Origin of the sequence: Gluconobacter sp. P1C6_b, from assembly GCF_018811945.1 — a bacterium.
Lineage (GTDB): Bacteria > Pseudomonadota > Alphaproteobacteria > Acetobacterales > Acetobacteraceae > Gluconobacter.
This window is the reverse complement of record NZ_JACRVU010000004.1, coordinates 1-13,896: the sequence shown is the minus strand read 5'-3', so window position 1 is coordinate 13,896 and position 13,896 is coordinate 1. Positions and strand designations below refer to the sequence as shown.

Annotated in this window: 14 protein-coding genes; 1 reads left to right on the top strand and 13 read right to left on the bottom strand. The window is 63.2% G+C overall.

The features are described from left to right. Nucleotide 1 precedes the first annotated feature (1 nt). The 4 genes from KP701_RS04585 to KP701_RS04570 all read right to left on the bottom strand — a co-directional run bounded on the left by KP701_RS04585 (nucleotide 2) and on the right by KP701_RS04570 (nucleotide 5,027). On the bottom strand, nucleotides 2–1,414 hold the full coding sequence (locus tag KP701_RS04585) for a sugar porter family MFS transporter (protein WP_215745998.1): 1,413 nt from the start codon (nucleotides 1,412–1,414) through the stop codon (nucleotides 2–4). 130 nt (nucleotides 1,415–1,544) lie between these two features. After that, nucleotides 1,545–2,930, bottom strand: coding sequence for a ribosome biogenesis GTPase Der (gene der / locus KP701_RS04580; RefSeq protein ID WP_215745996.1), 1,386 nt, complete (start codon nucleotides 2,928–2,930; stop codon nucleotides 1,545–1,547). Nucleotides 2,931–2,934: 4 nt separating this feature from the next. After that, complete coding sequence (locus KP701_RS04575; RefSeq protein WP_215745994.1) at nucleotides 2,935–4,347, bottom strand: PQQ-binding-like beta-propeller repeat protein; 1,413 nt, start codon at nucleotides 4,345–4,347, stop codon at nucleotides 2,935–2,937. After that, nucleotides 4,347–5,027, bottom strand: a complete 681-nt coding sequence (locus KP701_RS04570; RefSeq protein ID WP_371818890.1) for a tetratricopeptide repeat protein — start codon at nucleotides 5,025–5,027, stop codon at nucleotides 4,347–4,349. Before KP701_RS04570 ends, KP701_RS04575 begins: the two co-directional genes overlap by 1 nt. 187 nt (nucleotides 5,028–5,214) lie before the next feature. On the opposite strand from KP701_RS04570, the gene KP701_RS04565 reads away from it, so the two are divergent. Then, the gene (locus KP701_RS04565; RefSeq protein WP_215745990.1) at nucleotides 5,215–5,517 is read left to right on the top strand and encodes a hypothetical protein; all 303 of its coding nucleotides are present in this window, start codon (nucleotides 5,215–5,217) and stop codon (nucleotides 5,515–5,517) included. A gap of 24 nt (nucleotides 5,518–5,541) precedes the next feature. On the opposite strand, the gene KP701_RS04560 is transcribed toward KP701_RS04565, so the two are convergent. The 9 genes from KP701_RS04560 to KP701_RS04520 all read right to left on the bottom strand — a co-directional run. Then, entirely contained in the window at nucleotides 5,542–5,937 is a 396-nt protein-coding gene (locus KP701_RS04560; RefSeq protein ID WP_252345400.1) for a hypothetical protein, read from the bottom strand. Between the two features lie 45 nt (nucleotides 5,938–5,982). After that, nucleotides 5,983–7,302: a dihydroorotase gene (locus KP701_RS04555; protein ID WP_215745988.1), complete on the bottom strand. Its 1,320-nt coding sequence runs from the start codon at nucleotides 7,300–7,302 to the stop codon at nucleotides 5,983–5,985. 49 nt (nucleotides 7,303–7,351) lie between these two features. Then, nucleotides 7,352–9,112, bottom strand: coding sequence for an asparagine synthase (glutamine-hydrolyzing) (gene asnB, locus KP701_RS04550; RefSeq protein ID WP_215746198.1), 1,761 nt, complete (start codon nucleotides 9,110–9,112; stop codon nucleotides 7,352–7,354). Beyond that, a complete protein-coding gene (locus KP701_RS04545; protein ID WP_215745987.1) occupies nucleotides 9,112–10,161 on the bottom strand; it encodes a glycosyltransferase in 1,050 nt (349 codons plus the stop codon). Before KP701_RS04545 ends, asnB begins: the two co-directional genes overlap by 1 nt. 36 nt (nucleotides 10,162–10,197) lie before the next feature. Next, nucleotides 10,198–11,118 (bottom strand): glycosyltransferase family 9 protein, encoded by a 921-nt coding sequence (locus KP701_RS04540; RefSeq protein WP_215746197.1) that lies wholly within the window; start codon nucleotides 11,116–11,118, stop codon nucleotides 10,198–10,200. Next, nucleotides 11,118–11,804 (bottom strand): DNA polymerase III subunit epsilon, encoded by a 687-nt coding sequence (dnaQ, locus tag KP701_RS04535; RefSeq protein WP_215745985.1) that lies wholly within the window; start codon nucleotides 11,802–11,804, stop codon nucleotides 11,118–11,120. Before dnaQ ends, KP701_RS04540 begins: the two co-directional genes overlap by 1 nt. Further along, the gene (gene coaE / locus KP701_RS04530) at nucleotides 11,801–12,406 is read right to left on the bottom strand and encodes a dephospho-CoA kinase (RefSeq protein ID WP_215745983.1); all 606 of its coding nucleotides are present in this window, start codon (nucleotides 12,404–12,406) and stop codon (nucleotides 11,801–11,803) included. The genes dnaQ and coaE overlap by 4 nt, the downstream gene beginning before the upstream one ends. Beyond that, the gene (locus KP701_RS04525) at nucleotides 12,403–13,242 is read right to left on the bottom strand and encodes a shikimate dehydrogenase (protein ID WP_215745981.1); all 840 of its coding nucleotides are present in this window, start codon (nucleotides 13,240–13,242) and stop codon (nucleotides 12,403–12,405) included. Before KP701_RS04525 ends, coaE begins: the two co-directional genes overlap by 4 nt. Then, on the bottom strand, nucleotides 13,239–13,896 hold a 658-nt coding region (locus KP701_RS04520; RefSeq protein WP_215745980.1), incomplete at its 5' end, for an N-formylglutamate amidohydrolase. The genes KP701_RS04525 and KP701_RS04520, both read right to left, overlap by 4 nt.

Genomic DNA, 13,896 nt, shown 5'->3' with positions numbered 1-13,896 from the left:
CTTACCGCCCCAGATCACGCAGGCGCGTGCCTGCAAAAAGATTGGCTTCCAGCCTCTCGAGCGAGACGCCTTTCGTTTCGGGGACGAACAATACGGTCACAATAATGAAAAGACCATTGAAGACGGCAAACATCAGGAACGTCGAGGAGGCTCCCATCATCGCCATACCCAGCGGAAACATGTTGGAAATGGCCCAGTTCGCGGCCCAGTTGGTCACTGTGGAGCAGCCGATCCCGAAATCCCGCCCCCGCGTCGGCTGAACTTCCGAGCACAGCGTCCAGACCAGCGGCCCTTCACCAATGGCAAAACCCGCGACGAACAGGAGAACGAATCCACATAGCAGAAGCTGCAGCCCGAAGCTCTGCGCACCGATGGCCAGCAATGTCCCCACCCCTGCCAGCGAAAATGCCGCGATACCGCAGCTGAGGATCAGCAGAGGACGCCGGCCCCACCGGTCGACGCAGGCAATCGCCACCCCGGTCAGCGCCATATTCGTCAGACCCACGAGCGTGGTCGCCCAGATGGACGCGTTCGTCCCGAAATGCGCCGCCTGAAAGACGCGCGGGGCGTAATACAGAAGCGCGTTGATTCCCGAGAGCTGCTGCATGATCTGGAGCAGCATGCCCAGGAAGACGGTCCGGCGGAAATTGGGGTTGCTCCTGAAAAGCCCCAGACCGGCATCACTGCTCTTCTGCAGGCGCGACTGGATATCGACCAGTTCCGCTTCGGCCACTTCCTCATCCGAGCGCAGGCTCTGCAAAACGCGCCGTGCACGCTCCTTTTCCCCCCGCATCATCAGCCAGCGCGGGCTGTGCGGCAGGATCAGGACGATCCCAAGAAAGAAACTGGCCGGCACCGCCATGACACCGAGCATCCAGCGCCAGTGGCCGCCCGAAGCAAGAAGGCTGTCAGAGACAAACGCGAGAAAAATCCCGAGGGAAACCATGAGCTGATAGAACGAAATCATGGCGCCGCGGACGGACTCGACCGTGATTTCGGAGATGTAGAGCGGGGCGGCAAAGGCAGCCACACCGACTGCAAGCCCAAGGAAAAGCCGCCCGACGATCATGACTGCCGCCCCGGGCGCCAGGGCGCAGAGCAGTGTTCCGAGCAGGAACAGGATCGCCGCCCCGAGCATGGCGCCCGTGCGGCCGAACCGGACCGAGATCCGCCCGGCAAACAGCGACCCGACTGTCGCCCCGGCCATCATCGACGAGACAATCCAGCCCTGAAGGGCATCACCGGCATGGAAATCGGTTGCAATGAACGGAAGCGCACCGGCAACGACGCCGGTATCAAGGCCGAACATCAGTCCGGCCAGAGCTGCCAGAATACCAAGGGTTGTCGCCCGTGCCGTGCTGCGGGGCTGTTGCGTGGACGGCCCCTCACTGGAAGACGAAGCAATCCCAACCATATCCGTAGTCACCTCCCCCGAAACACACCCTTCTTCAAGGGGACAGGACCGAACGTTCCGAAACCGGAAGCAGCCGGTCCTGTATTAATGATCGATCAGGGGTGTGGTCTATATCCAAACGAACAGAAAATCACTTTTCCGCGTAAGGATTTTTCGTTCCGCGCAGCTGCAGACGCACCGGAACCCCCGGCATGTGGAACGTTTCACGCAGTCCGTTAACCAGATAGCGCTTGTAGGAATCCGGAAGCTGCTCCGCCCGCGTGCCGAACAGCAGGAATGTCGGCGGGCGCGCCTTCACCTGCGTCATGTAACGCAGCTTGAGGCGACGGCCGTCCACGAGCGGCGGCTGATGACGCTCGAGCGCATCCTCGAACCAGCGGTTCAATTCACCTGTGGAGACACGCGAGTTCCAGATCTCATAAACCTCCCGAACGGCCGGAAGGAGACGATGCACGCCCGCTCCCGTCAGCGCGGAGAACGTCACGACCGGAATGCCACGAACCTGGGCCAGCGAGATTTCCAGCCGGTCCAGAATCGCCTTCTTGGTCGCGTTCCGGTCCTCGACCGCATCCCATTTGTTCAGCGCGATGACGCAGGCCCGGCCCTCACGCTCGATCAGACGGCCGATCTGGAGATCCTGCTCATGCACGCCAAGCGTCGCATCGATCACCAGAACGACCACTTCCGCCATCTTCAGGGCTTCGATGGAGGCCGAAACCGACATTTTCTCAAGATGCTGCTCGACGCGGGCACGCTTGCGCATCCCCGCCGTATCGACCAGGCGGATCTCGCCATGCTCGTCATGCAGGGTCACAGCAATGGAATCGCGCGTCAGACCAGCCTCGGGGCCGGTGATCATGCGCTCTTCGCCCAGCAGACAGTTCAGCAGCGTGGACTTACCCGCATTGGGACGACCGATGATCGCCAGACGCAACGGTCCGGCCGGACGCTCGTCTTCCCCGTCTTCACCTTCGGATTTTGGCGCCTCACGACGTCGGGACTTTTCCGCAGGCGGCAGACGCTCGGCAATCTCACCCATGAGATCGGCAATGCCCTCGCCATGTTCGGCTGACAGCGCCAGCGGCGTTCCGAGGCCAAGGGAATAGGCTTCAAGAGCTGCGTTCGTCCCAGCCTGCCCTTCCGCCTTGTTGGCGATCAGCAGAACGGGGCGGTTCTGACGCCGAAGCCAGCTTGCGAAATGCGCATCCGCAGGCGTGATGCCAGAACGCGCGTCGATGCAAAACAGCACAAGATCAGCCATCGCGACAGCAGACTCGGACGAAGCCCGCATCCGCCCGTACAACGTATCCGGTGCGGCTTCCTCCAGTCCGGCCGTATCAATCAGCCGGACCCGGCGCCCGCGCAGAAGGGCTTCGCCCTCCTTGCGGTCGCGCGTAACGCCCGGCATGTCGGAAACGATCGCCTGACGGCGACCGACAAGCCGGTTGAACAGAGTGGATTTCCCGACATTCGGGCGCCCGGCGATAACAACAACGGGCAGGTTCTCAGAGGTCATTCGTTCAGCCATAAGCCCGCAGAACGGCGTCCTGGGACAGGGTCAGCACATGACCGTCACAGACGATCGGCTGAACCTGACATGGGGCGGGGGTCTTACGGGTCAGTTCAAGTTTCCCGGTCACGGCATTCAGGACAGCCATGCCTTCTTTCGGAAAGGTGGAGAAGCAGATCAGCTTGCCGTTCACGAGAAGCGGCCCCACCCAGGCAATCGCATCCTTTTCCACGTCAACGCGGATGAAGCGACGCAGCTGGGTGATCCAGCGCACATGCCCGGACAGACGATCCAGACAGGCGATCTGCTGATCCGTGGACAGGACATACATCCAGTCGCCACAGATCGCCATAGGGCTCTGCCCGCTGACCTCACGTTCCCACAGGCGCCGGCCCGACCGCATGTCGATCGCCACCAGCACGCGGGACATGGACACAGCGTAGGCCGTCCCGTCCATGATGACCGGCGCGCCGCGGATGCAGGAGAAGTCGAGCATGGCGCCCATGCCGTTGGAACCGCCGAGACTGTCACTCCAGACCATCTCGCCCGACGCCGCACGCAGGGCCACCAGATCGCCGCTGCCAAAGCCCGCGAGGATGACGCCATCCACGAAAGCCGGGGCTGACTGTCCGAAAATCACAGTGTCGGATGCGGTGGCCTGATACGTCCAGACCTGATGACCGGTATTGGCGTTCAACGCGATCAGACGCTCGTCAATCGTTCCGAAGACCATGAGGCCCTCAGCGATCGTCGGTGCGGAGCGGCCCGGCGTCCCGGTGCTGACACGCCACTTCACCTTGCCGGTCAGGGCTTCAACGGCCAGAGCCTGAGCCACACCGTCCACGATGTAGAGCGTATCCCCCTCAAGGGCGAGACCGCCGCCGATATTGGTCGAACGGCTTCTGGCCGTGGCAGGCTGACGCGTCCAGACATGACGACGCTCCGGCCAGGTCCAGGCTTTCACCACGCCCTGCGCATCCGTCGTGTAGATATGACCATTGCCGATAACCGGCGGCGACTGGATGGCGCCGCGATTGGTCGGCATGATCGCGATCATCGACAGGAAGCTGGACGGATCGGTCTGCGCCCCGACCGAATGACTCCAGGCCAGATCCGGACCATTCCACGCCGCGTTCACGGCGACATGGGACGGGCGGCCCCCTTCCTGCAACCATTCCCGCACCGGCTGGACCGGACCGAGGTTGATCGGCGTATGATCGTCATGATCGACCGTCAGCCCGGCTCCCGTAGACAGGACGTCCACGCGATGACCGGCCAGAGGCGGCTTCTTGTCGTCTTCGAACAGGCTGCACCCGCCCAGAACGGCCAGAGCACTGCCCGAGCAGGCCGTCCGCAGAAGACCACGGCGGCCCATGGAGCGGTTCATGGAAAGGGAAGAGCGGGAAAGAACAGGACGGCGCATCAACCGGCGTCTCCAAATGTCTCGAGCAGGGCCTGTGCACGTGCACGCACCCCTTCGGTCGCGTTTTCACTGCCAACGATCTGCGTCAGGATGCGCCGGGCTTCCTTCTGCTGGTCCGCCGTCGCACCGGGACGCAGGTCAAGCGCAGCAAGACCTTCCTGTGCCAGAGGCGCCCAGGCACCACCGCCCTGCGCCAGAGCTTCATAGCCCGGACGGAGCGTCTTCGGATCGGCCGTCGCGGTCCGGGCGTTCAGGCTCATGTAGCGCGCCATGTCCCGCAGGGCTGGATCGGCAGCGTTATCATCCGCCACGCCCTGCCATGTCTTCAGGGCCGCGTCCGTCTGATGGGCCTGGCTCTGCAGATCGGCCAGACGCAGCGCCGCATAGGAGCGCACGCCTACCGGGCCATGCTGCGCCAGATCCTGGAAGGTCGCGGTGGCCTTCTGGGTGGCCGCGGCGTCATGCTTGGGATCGGACAGCGCCGTCATGGCGGTAAAATACCGTGCCGATGCCGCCTGCTGTGCTGCATGGCGCGCGTGACTGTTCCAGCCCCACACACCACCACCGATGGCTCCAATCACGGCCACGACGCCCACCACGGCGCCAATGCGCCGTGCCATGGCCCGCAACCGCTGCGCCTGCATTTCTTCGTTCACCTGCGTGATGAAATCGTCTGCCACCTGGTCCCCTGCTGGATCGGTCTTCAAACTGTTTGCGCGACCATACAGGCGCCGCACCGTCGCGGCAAACGCTTCACACATCCGAAGGCTGGCTGAAGCAGCCCATGACTGTGAAAAACGGTATCACGGCAGAAAATCCGGCCGACATTCAGACTTCCTTAACAGCTCCGGAAGCATCCTCACGGCCATGAAAAAGCCCGTCCCGCTCCTGCTGCTTCCCCTGGTGTTCTGCGCGCTTGAAGGCTGTGCGCCGGATCGCATCGCTTCTGCCGTCACGGGGAAGGACTGCAACACGGCCTATCTGTACGATGACGAAAGTTTCTGCGCCCGGCCGGTCGGGCCGCCTCCACCGCAGCCCTACTGCACCACGAGCTTCGAGGGCACGACCTGCTGGGCCCGCCCCGATCTCATGCCCAATGTCGCCCGCCAGACCTATGGCGGCCCGACATCCCTGACTCCGGCTCAGAATCAGGAACGCATGGGGCAGTAAGAATCGCGGATTATTTTGAGAGCGTCAGTGATGGCCCAGTTTGCGGCTGGCAGCGGCCAGATTGCTGGACAGCGTCTGAAAGGACGCCGCGATATGGGACTGAACAGCCGCGCTACCCGCATGGACATGGGCAATCCGCGCGCTTGCTTCCTGGCTGATCGCCGTCTCTTCCCGGTTAGCCTGGGCTGAGACACACGCATTGTAAACGCGGGCCGCCTTTTCATAAGCCGTCACGCGATCCACGCTCTCGTTATACTGCGCGACTGTCGCAGCTTTGACCGCAGGTGCCTGAGGTTCGGCACCACATTTTGAAGCGGTCCATGCCGCCTCAGCCGCACGGAGCGACCCGGCACCGGCGATCCCAGCAAAAACCAGACCAAACAGCGCCGCCTTACGGATGGCGGCAACGCAACGTCTCATACAGCTCCCTTTCCTGTTCGAAGCGTTGCGCGCCCTACGCCCAGATCAAGGCGCAAATTTGGCAGGCTGCCCAGTCGGACCACCGGAAACCTCATTGTCCTGCATCACGACCGTTCCACGAACGATCGTCGCCATGGGCCAACCCGTCACACGCGTTCCGTCAAACGGCGTCCAGCCCGCCGGCGTGACGATCCAGTCATTCGTGATCTCGCGCTCGGTCTTCATGTCCACGAGCGTAAAGTCGGCATCGAATCCGACAGCCATGCGCCCCTTCGTCTGCAAGCCGTAAACCCGTGCCGGCCCTGCCGCCATCAGATCCACCAGACGCGACAGCGACAGACGTCCCGCATTCACATGATCAAGCATGACCGGCACGATCGTCTGCGTCCCCGTCAGACCAGCCGGGCATTTCGGCCAGGGAAGCTGCTTGGCCTCCAAAGGATGCGGCGCGTGATCGGACGAAACCACGTCCACCCGACCATCCCGCACGGCCTGCCAGCTGGCTTCCCAGTGTGACCGATCCCGCAGTGGCGGGTTCATGACGGCCAGACCACCAAGCTTCTCGTAACATTCGGGTGCCACCTGCGTGAGATGGTTCACCAGAACCTCGACGGTGGAAATGTCGCGATAATCGGCCAGATAGTCCAGCTCTTCCGCCGTCGAGACATGCAGGATATGCGCCGGACGGTTGGTCTTGCGGGCCAGCGCCATGATGCGGCGGGTGCCAAGGAAGGCACATTCCACATCCCGCCACACACTATGCGTCTCGTAAGGCTGCCCCTCATGGAACATCGGCTTGCGGGCCTGAAGGCGGTATTCGTCCTCCGAATGATAGGCCACGCGACGATGCCCCGAGCGCATGACCGCTTCGAGCCCCGCATCGTCCTCGATCATCAGATTACCCGTGGACGACCCCGCAAAAACCTTCACCGCACACACGCCCGGCTGCTGTTCCAACGTTGCCAGATCCGGCGTGTTCTCCCGCGTCGCACCGACATACATCCCGACATCCACATGAGCCGTCTTGCGGATATGATCGCGCTTCCAGTCGATCATCGTCACGTCCGTCACGCTCGGAGACGTGTTGGGCATGTCGAAAACCGTCGCAATACCGCCCAACGCCGCAGCCCGCGTCCCGGTCTCCAGTGTCTCGACCTCGGGCTTGCCGGGATCGCGCAGGTGAACATGCGCATCAATCAGGCCGGGCAGGACATGCAGGCCACGCGCATCGATCACCCGGTCTGCTTCATCCGCCGATCCGACAGACAGCGACGCCACCTTCCCGTTGCGCACACCGATATCCGCTTCGCCCTCGCCCCAGGGAAAAACGCAGCGCCCGCCGCGGATGATCAGATCGTAATGCATGTTCCGTCCTTGCAAATCAGTAAGACACTCAGGCCCAAAATCGTTTCGCTCATGAAGCGCGTGCGAGAGTTTCGAACGTATCCCCTTCCACGGGAACCCCTTCGATATGATGACGGTGCCACAGCGCGAAAAACAGCAGCGTCCACGTCTGCCGCGCCACACCGCGCTGACTGGCCCGGGCAAAAAGACGCTCCACGTCGACTGCGGGCATCATCGCCCGGATGCAGGGCTGACGTGCGACCAGCGGCCCCAGACGGTGCGCCTGCTTCTCGATCCACGGCCCGACCGGTACTGTAAAGCCCTGCTTCGGCGCGAATGGACGCGCCTGTGGCAGCGCATCCTGAAGCCAGCGCCGCAGAAGCCATTTGCCGTAACCATCCCGCACCTTGAAGTGTTCTGGCAGTGGCCAGATCGCCTTGGCCACCACTGGGTCCAGCAGCGGCGTACGGCCCTCGACCGAATGCGCCATGAGGCACCGGTCCAGCTTAAGCAACAGGTCGTTGGGCAGCCATTCCGCAATATCCAGCGCCTGCGCACCTTCCAGCCCCGAAACCCCGAGAGCCAGTTCCGTCATGGCAATCCCGCGCCGCCACTGCCGCCCGTGCTCTGCAAAACGCCTGCCGAATGTTCCGGACCGGTACGGCGCACGACCGCCCTTCCACCAGGGCTTCATGACGCGCCGATAGCGGCCATAGCCCGCAAAAAGCTCGTCCCCACCCTCACCACTGAGGATGACAGTGACATCCTTCCGGGCCTCACGCGCCAGAAACCATGTCGGGATGGTGGCATAATCGGCGGCAGGATCATCCATGCACGCCACGATGGATGGCAGCTCGCGCCAGACCATGTCTTCCGTCACGGTGAGGACATGATGCTCAGCCCCGACAGACGCCGCCAAGGCTGCGGCATCAGCGGACTCATCCGCTTTTCCGGCATCGAAGCGCGCTGTCCATGTACGCGGATGCGGCAGTCCGAGACGATGCGCAGCTGCCAGAATGACCGAACTGTCGATCCCGCCCGACAGAAACAGCCCGAGCGGCACATCCGCCCGCAGATGCGCCGACACGCTGTCGAGCAGCGCCGTATCCAGCCGCTCCAGCGCCTGCTCATCGCTCAGACGGGCCGGAACCGTATCCCGCGCTTCATGCAGAACATGCCGCCGCCGCGATTCCACGATTCGCCCATCCACGATCCGAAGCGTCTCACCGGGTAGAAGTCGGCGGATACCCTCAAAAATGATGTCCTGCCCGGTCGTAAACTGTAGCTGCATCAACTCGTCGCGCGCACCTTCCCGAACGCTGCGCTGACCAAAACCCCCCGCCAGCAGCGCCTGCGGCTCGGAGGCAAACGCGATACCACCCTCATAGGCCGCGATATAAAGCGGCTTGATGCCGAACGGATCGCGCGACAGCACCATCTCATGCCGCCCGTGCTCGTTTTCGACGATCGCAATGGCATACATGCCCCGCAGTTCATGCGTGTATCCCGCACCATCATGCAGCCACAGATGCAAAGGCGGTTCGCAGTCGCTGTGGGTCTGAAAACAGGTTTTGGGAAAGCGTCTGCGAATGGCCGGGTCGTTATAGATTTCTCCGTTCGCGATCAGGGCCGCCGCGCCAAGCCTGAACGGCTGCGCACCGCCCGCAATATCAACGATGGACAGCCGGCGGTGACGCAACGCCGCCCCACCCAGATCCAGCCGCCCTTCCCCATCCGGCCCGCGATGGAAAATGGCCTGCGACATGCGCTCCAGCGCGTTCTGATCGGGATGATGCCCCGGCAGGCAGGAAAGACCCGCAATTCCACACATCAGGCCCGCACTCCGTCCAGAAAAGCCGACCATCGCGCCATGACAACGTCCTGGGCAAACTCCCGCTCGAACCGTGCCCGCCCGTTTACGGAAAGAGTCTGCGCCACACTCTCATCGTCCAGAACGTTCCCGATCTGCGCTGCAAGATCGCGCTCGTTCTCGACCTCGGACAGCAGACCGTCCTGTGTCCCTTCAAGAATTTCCTGCGGCCCCTGAATATTGCTCGCCACAACCGGCACTCCAGCGGACAGCGCCTCGATCACGACGTTACCCAACGGCTCGATCCGGGACGGACAGACCAGCACATCACACGCCCGCAACCAGGGCCCGCTCTGCGCGATCCAGCCGGGAAGATGCACCCGATCCGCAACATTTTCCGCCTTCGCCAGCGCCTCAAGCGCAGGACGCTCCGGCCCCTCGCCCGCAATGACCAGATGCACGCCCGGCAGATGCTTCATCGCCCGGATCAGCACATCGAAGGCCTTGTTTTCATGCAAACGTCCCAAGGCGAGAACGAACGGCACACCAAGAGACAAAAACTCCGGCCGCTGCGGCGTCACGGACGAAAAATCCGTCGCGAAATTGGGCAGATGATGCACACGGTCTGCCGCCCAGCCCTGCCCCCGCATCCACTCCACCAGACCGCGCGTATTGCCGATCAAATGGTCGCAACGGCGATAATTCGACAGGTCGTAGTACCCGCCCAGACGCCCGGCGATCTGCCACGGTCCTGAGGGCACCAGCCGTGCAGCCCGGCTCATCCACGCGACGACCACATCCGGCCTGAACGCTTTGAGACTGCGCCGCAGCCCCGGCGTGGTCCGCAGATCCAGCAGCCCGCCAAACCGGAAGGACTGCGTCTCAACGCCCGCTTCCTCAAGCCGTGCGACCCGGCCTTCATCCTGCCGGATCAGCGCCTGAACGGGGCGACCGTCGCGCATCTGGGCCATTGTCAGACGCTCGAAGAACAGCTCCGCGCCGCCCCTCGGAGCCCCAGCCATCACATGGGCCACACGACCCCGGTATCCATTGGACAATGCAGACTTCATGTTTCTTCTATCGGCCATGACCGACAGGGCATCAAGTCAGTCCGAACGCCCGCTCGAAACACACACGTCTTTTTCACGCAGGATTTCTTTCGCAGCCTTCAGCACAGCCGCAACCCCCAGGCCTTCGATGGGCGCATGCCCCTCCGGCCCCGGCGCCTCCACGAACCGTGCAAGCCGCCCGGCCGGTGCATATTCCGAGGCCCGTGACGGCCCGAACAGCCCCAGCGTTGGCGTCCCGGCGGCCGCGGCCAGATGCATCAGTCCGGAATCATTACCAACGAACAGCGCACAGCGCTGAAGCAGAGCAGCCACCTCGCCTAATGAGCGGTTTCCGCCAAGGTCCAGAGCATCCGGCAGCGCCTTCAATACCGGGTCCGCCCGCGCGCGCTCCCCCTCGCCGGGACCGTAGAACACAACGGGATGCAGATTTTCCGCCTTCAATGCATGCGCCAGTTCCACGAACCGCTCGGACGGCCAGATCTTCCCGTCCCAGTTCGCCGTCGGTCCCAGTGCCAGCCAGCGTCCCTCGGGCAAGGCCGCAACAGCCTTCGCCCGCTGCGCTTCCGAGATCCAGACACGCGGCATGGGCATCCTGCGATACCCAAGCGCCTCTCCAAGCTGCTCAACCCGCCGCCCCGGACGCCGCCCGCCGCGCACAATAATCCGCCGCCGCGCCCGCAATGTCAGTCCGATCAGCGAACCGCGCAGATCCACGACCATGAACCAGCGTATCCGACAGCAGGCGCGCCACAGATCAATCCAGTGCCGGTCATGGCGGCGCTTTTCCATGGTAATGATGCGCTCGCAACGCGGATCGGCCTCGAAAAGCCCTGCCGCCACCGGCCCACAGACCACCGTGAACATGGCCGCCGGATAACGCTTCTGCAACGCGCCCAGCACACCGGTGGAGATAACCGCATCGCCTAGGCGGTTGGACGTGATGAACAGGATCCGCATCATTCGCGATGCCACACCGCATCCTTTATGGTGCTGACAAACGCCTCATGTGCCTGAAGCTCCTCCACAGTCGGAGGCGCCATTTTCCGCGGCTTGCGGTTGGCGAGTGCATTGATCCCGTCCGTCATGCTACGGCTGCGAGCCGGCCCCGCGAGCCCCAGTCCGCGCTGACGGCCGCCCATGAGTTCGACATACACTTCCGCCAGAAGCTTGCAGTCCAGCAGCGCGTTATGGGTCCCACGCTGCGACAGATCGATGCCAAAGCGCCGGCACAGCGCATCCAGGCTCGCAGGAAGGCCCGGATATTTCTTCCGCGCCATTTCCACCGTATCGATGGCACGACTGGCATAGTCGAGAGGCTCGCGACCGCAGGCTTTCAGCTCCGCATTGACGAACTTGAAATCGAAGCGGGCATTATGCGCGATCATCGGGCTGTCCCCGATGAACTCCAAAAACCCGTCCGCCACCTCGGAAAATACCGGTTTTCCTTCCAGATCCTCGATCCCGAATCCATGCACCTTCGTCGCCTCGGCCGGAATGTCGCGCTCGGGATGGATCAGGACGTGATAGGCCTCACCCGTCGGCAGATCGTCGATCAGTTCGAGGGCCGCGATCTCGATGATGCGGTCGCCCATATCCGGATCAAAGCCCGTGGTTTCCGTATCGAACAGGATGGATCGTTTCATGACGCCTCACGAAGCCGGTGCAACAGGACATGGACCTGCCTGACGGCCTGCCCACGCGACAGGCCGGTTCGTATCACGATGTCGGCTCGGCGTCTGCGCTCATGGTCGCTCATCTGCCGCGCCAGCAATCCTTTGGCATCCGCCACGCTCATACGCCCCCCACTGCGACCGCGCTGCCAGATACGGGACAGGCGCGTCCCCATCGGAGCTTCAGCCACCACCACCACATCGCAACGGCGGTCCTCGCCAATTTCCATCAGTAACGGAATATCCAGCACACAGAACGGTTCATGTCGCGCCCGGCACTGCTTCAGAAACCGCTCACGCTCGGCCCGAACCAGAGGATGCATGATGGCTTCCAGACGCTTCAGCGCCTCGGGACGTCCCCGCACGGCTTCACGAAGCGCCGCACGATCCAGACGGCCCTCGACCACGGTTCCGGGAAATGCCTGCCCGATCAGGGACAGAGCTTTTCCCCGTTCGCCCTGAAGCGCCCGGACACATGCATCCGCATCAAAAACCGGCACACCTTCCCGACGGAAAAGCCCGGCGACCGTACTTTTCCCGGCTGCCATGCCTCCGGTCAGACCAATGATCTTCACGCGTCAGTGCGCAGGCTCGCCGCCAGCAGATCGAACGTCGTCTGATCGGCCTGCGGATCAACGCCAAACCATGCCCGAAACCCGGCCCGCGCCTGATGAACCAGCATCCCCAGACCATCCACCGTCCGCAGTCCACGCGCCTGAGCCGCCAACAACAGCGGCGTCTCGCGCGGCGTATAGACGATATCCGTCACGCACAGGCCCGGCGCGGCCTCACGAAGCGCCGCATCCCAGTCCAGACCAGCTTTGCCGCCCATGCCCATCGATGTGGCATTCACCAGCAGCGAGCAGCCCGACAGCAGCGATGGCCATTCGTACCAGGCCACGGCCTCGCCACCACCCAGCGCCTCGACCAGTGCTTCCGCCCGCTCCAGTGTCCGGTTGGCGATCACGACCTCGCAGCCCCGGTCCAGAAGCGCTGCCGCAACAGCCCGCGCCGCACCACCTGCGCCCAGAACCATGGCCCGACCGGCAATCGCCACATCATGCGCACTCAGATTGTCGCAGAACCCCGTACCATCCGTGCAGTCACCGATGATCCGTCCCGCCACGAAACAGATGGTGTTTACCGCTCCCGCCCGTTTCGCAGTCGGGGTCAGTTCATCACAGGCCAGCATCGCCGCTTCCTTGTGCGGGATGGTGACATTCACGCCCTGAAAACCGGCCGCTGCCAGTCCGCGCAGAGCCTGATCGAAGCCGTCCGGGTGGGTCGGCAGCGGCACATAAGCGCCGTTCACGCCATTCACCCGGCACCAGTGATTGTGCATCAGCGGAGAACGGGAATGCTCCACCGGCCATCCCATGACGCCTGCCAGTTTCGTGTGACCGTCAATCATGCACCCCGCCCTTCTACCAACTTCTCCCAGACCTTCGGCAGCAGCGCCGCCAGACGCCGGGCCCACTCCCTCTGTCCGGTTTTTTCGGCAATCAGGTCCTGCCGGATCTCGATTTCAAGATACGGCAGCCCCGCCGCTTCCGCATGCCGGGGCACCGTATAGTCGGACGTATCCGTCAGAACGTAAGGCTCATTATCGCCCACACACAGCGTCGTGTCCTCGCGCAGAAGGTCCAGTGCAATCGAGGCCATGCGGCTGTCCTGATTGTGAAGGATGCCGATCTGCCAGGGGCGGTCCCTGCCGTTCATCTGCGGCGTAAAACTGTGCAGCGCGATCAGTGCGGTCGGACGCGGCCCGCGCTCAACCAGAACCTCGGCAATCGTGTCATGATAGGGATGCAGGATTTCCCGCTCCCGCTTCGCCCGGCACGTTTCCTGCGCTGCCTGATTGGCCGGAACCGGCGTCCCGTCACTCACAAGCGGCATGGACGTCGGATGGCCCGGCGCGCGGTTGCAGTCGATCACGAGGCGGGAATAAACCTGCTCGATCAGCGCCGCCCCCAGCAGTTCATGCAGGACGCGCCCCACCCCCACGATGCCGATATCCCAGGCGATGTGCCGCTGCCAGTCCTCGGTCTGCACCCCCATATCCTCC

Bases quoted from the DNA above. Each gene is read 5' to 3' on its own strand.
- asnB (WP_215746198.1), bottom strand. From the start codon at position 9,112: ATGTGTGGAATTGCGGGTCTTTCCTGCCTGCCGGGGCATCATCCCGAT.
- KP701_RS04545 (WP_215745987.1), bottom strand. From the start codon at position 10,161: ATGAAGTCTGCATTGTCCAATGGATACCGGGGTCGTGTGGCCCATGTG.
- KP701_RS04575 (WP_215745994.1), bottom strand. From the start codon at position 4,347: ATGCGCCGTCCTGTTCTTTCCCGCTCTTCCCTTTCCATGAACCGCTCC.
- KP701_RS04540 (WP_215746197.1), bottom strand. From the start codon at position 11,118: ATGCGGATCCTGTTCATCACGTCCAACCGCCTAGGCGATGCGGTTATC.
- KP701_RS04565 (WP_215745990.1), top strand. From the start codon at position 5,215: ATGAAAAAGCCCGTCCCGCTCCTGCTGCTTCCCCTGGTGTTCTGCGCG.
- KP701_RS04560 (WP_252345400.1), bottom strand. From the start codon at position 5,937: ATGAGACGTTGCGTTGCCGCCATCCGTAAGGCGGCGCTGTTTGGTCTG.
- der (WP_215745996.1), bottom strand. From the start codon at position 2,930: ATGACCTCTGAGAACCTGCCCGTTGTTGTTATCGCCGGGCGCCCGAAT.
- KP701_RS04555 (WP_215745988.1), bottom strand. From the start codon at position 7,302: ATGCATTACGATCTGATCATCCGCGGCGGGCGCTGCGTTTTTCCCTGG.
- KP701_RS04585 (WP_215745998.1), bottom strand. From the start codon at position 1,414: ATGGTTGGGATTGCTTCGTCTTCCAGTGAGGGGCCGTCCACGCAACAG.
- dnaQ (WP_215745985.1), bottom strand. From the start codon at position 11,804: ATGAAACGATCCATCCTGTTCGATACGGAAACCACGGGCTTTGATCCG.
- KP701_RS04525 (WP_215745981.1), bottom strand. From the start codon at position 13,242: ATGATTGACGGTCACACGAAACTGGCAGGCGTCATGGGATGGCCGGTG.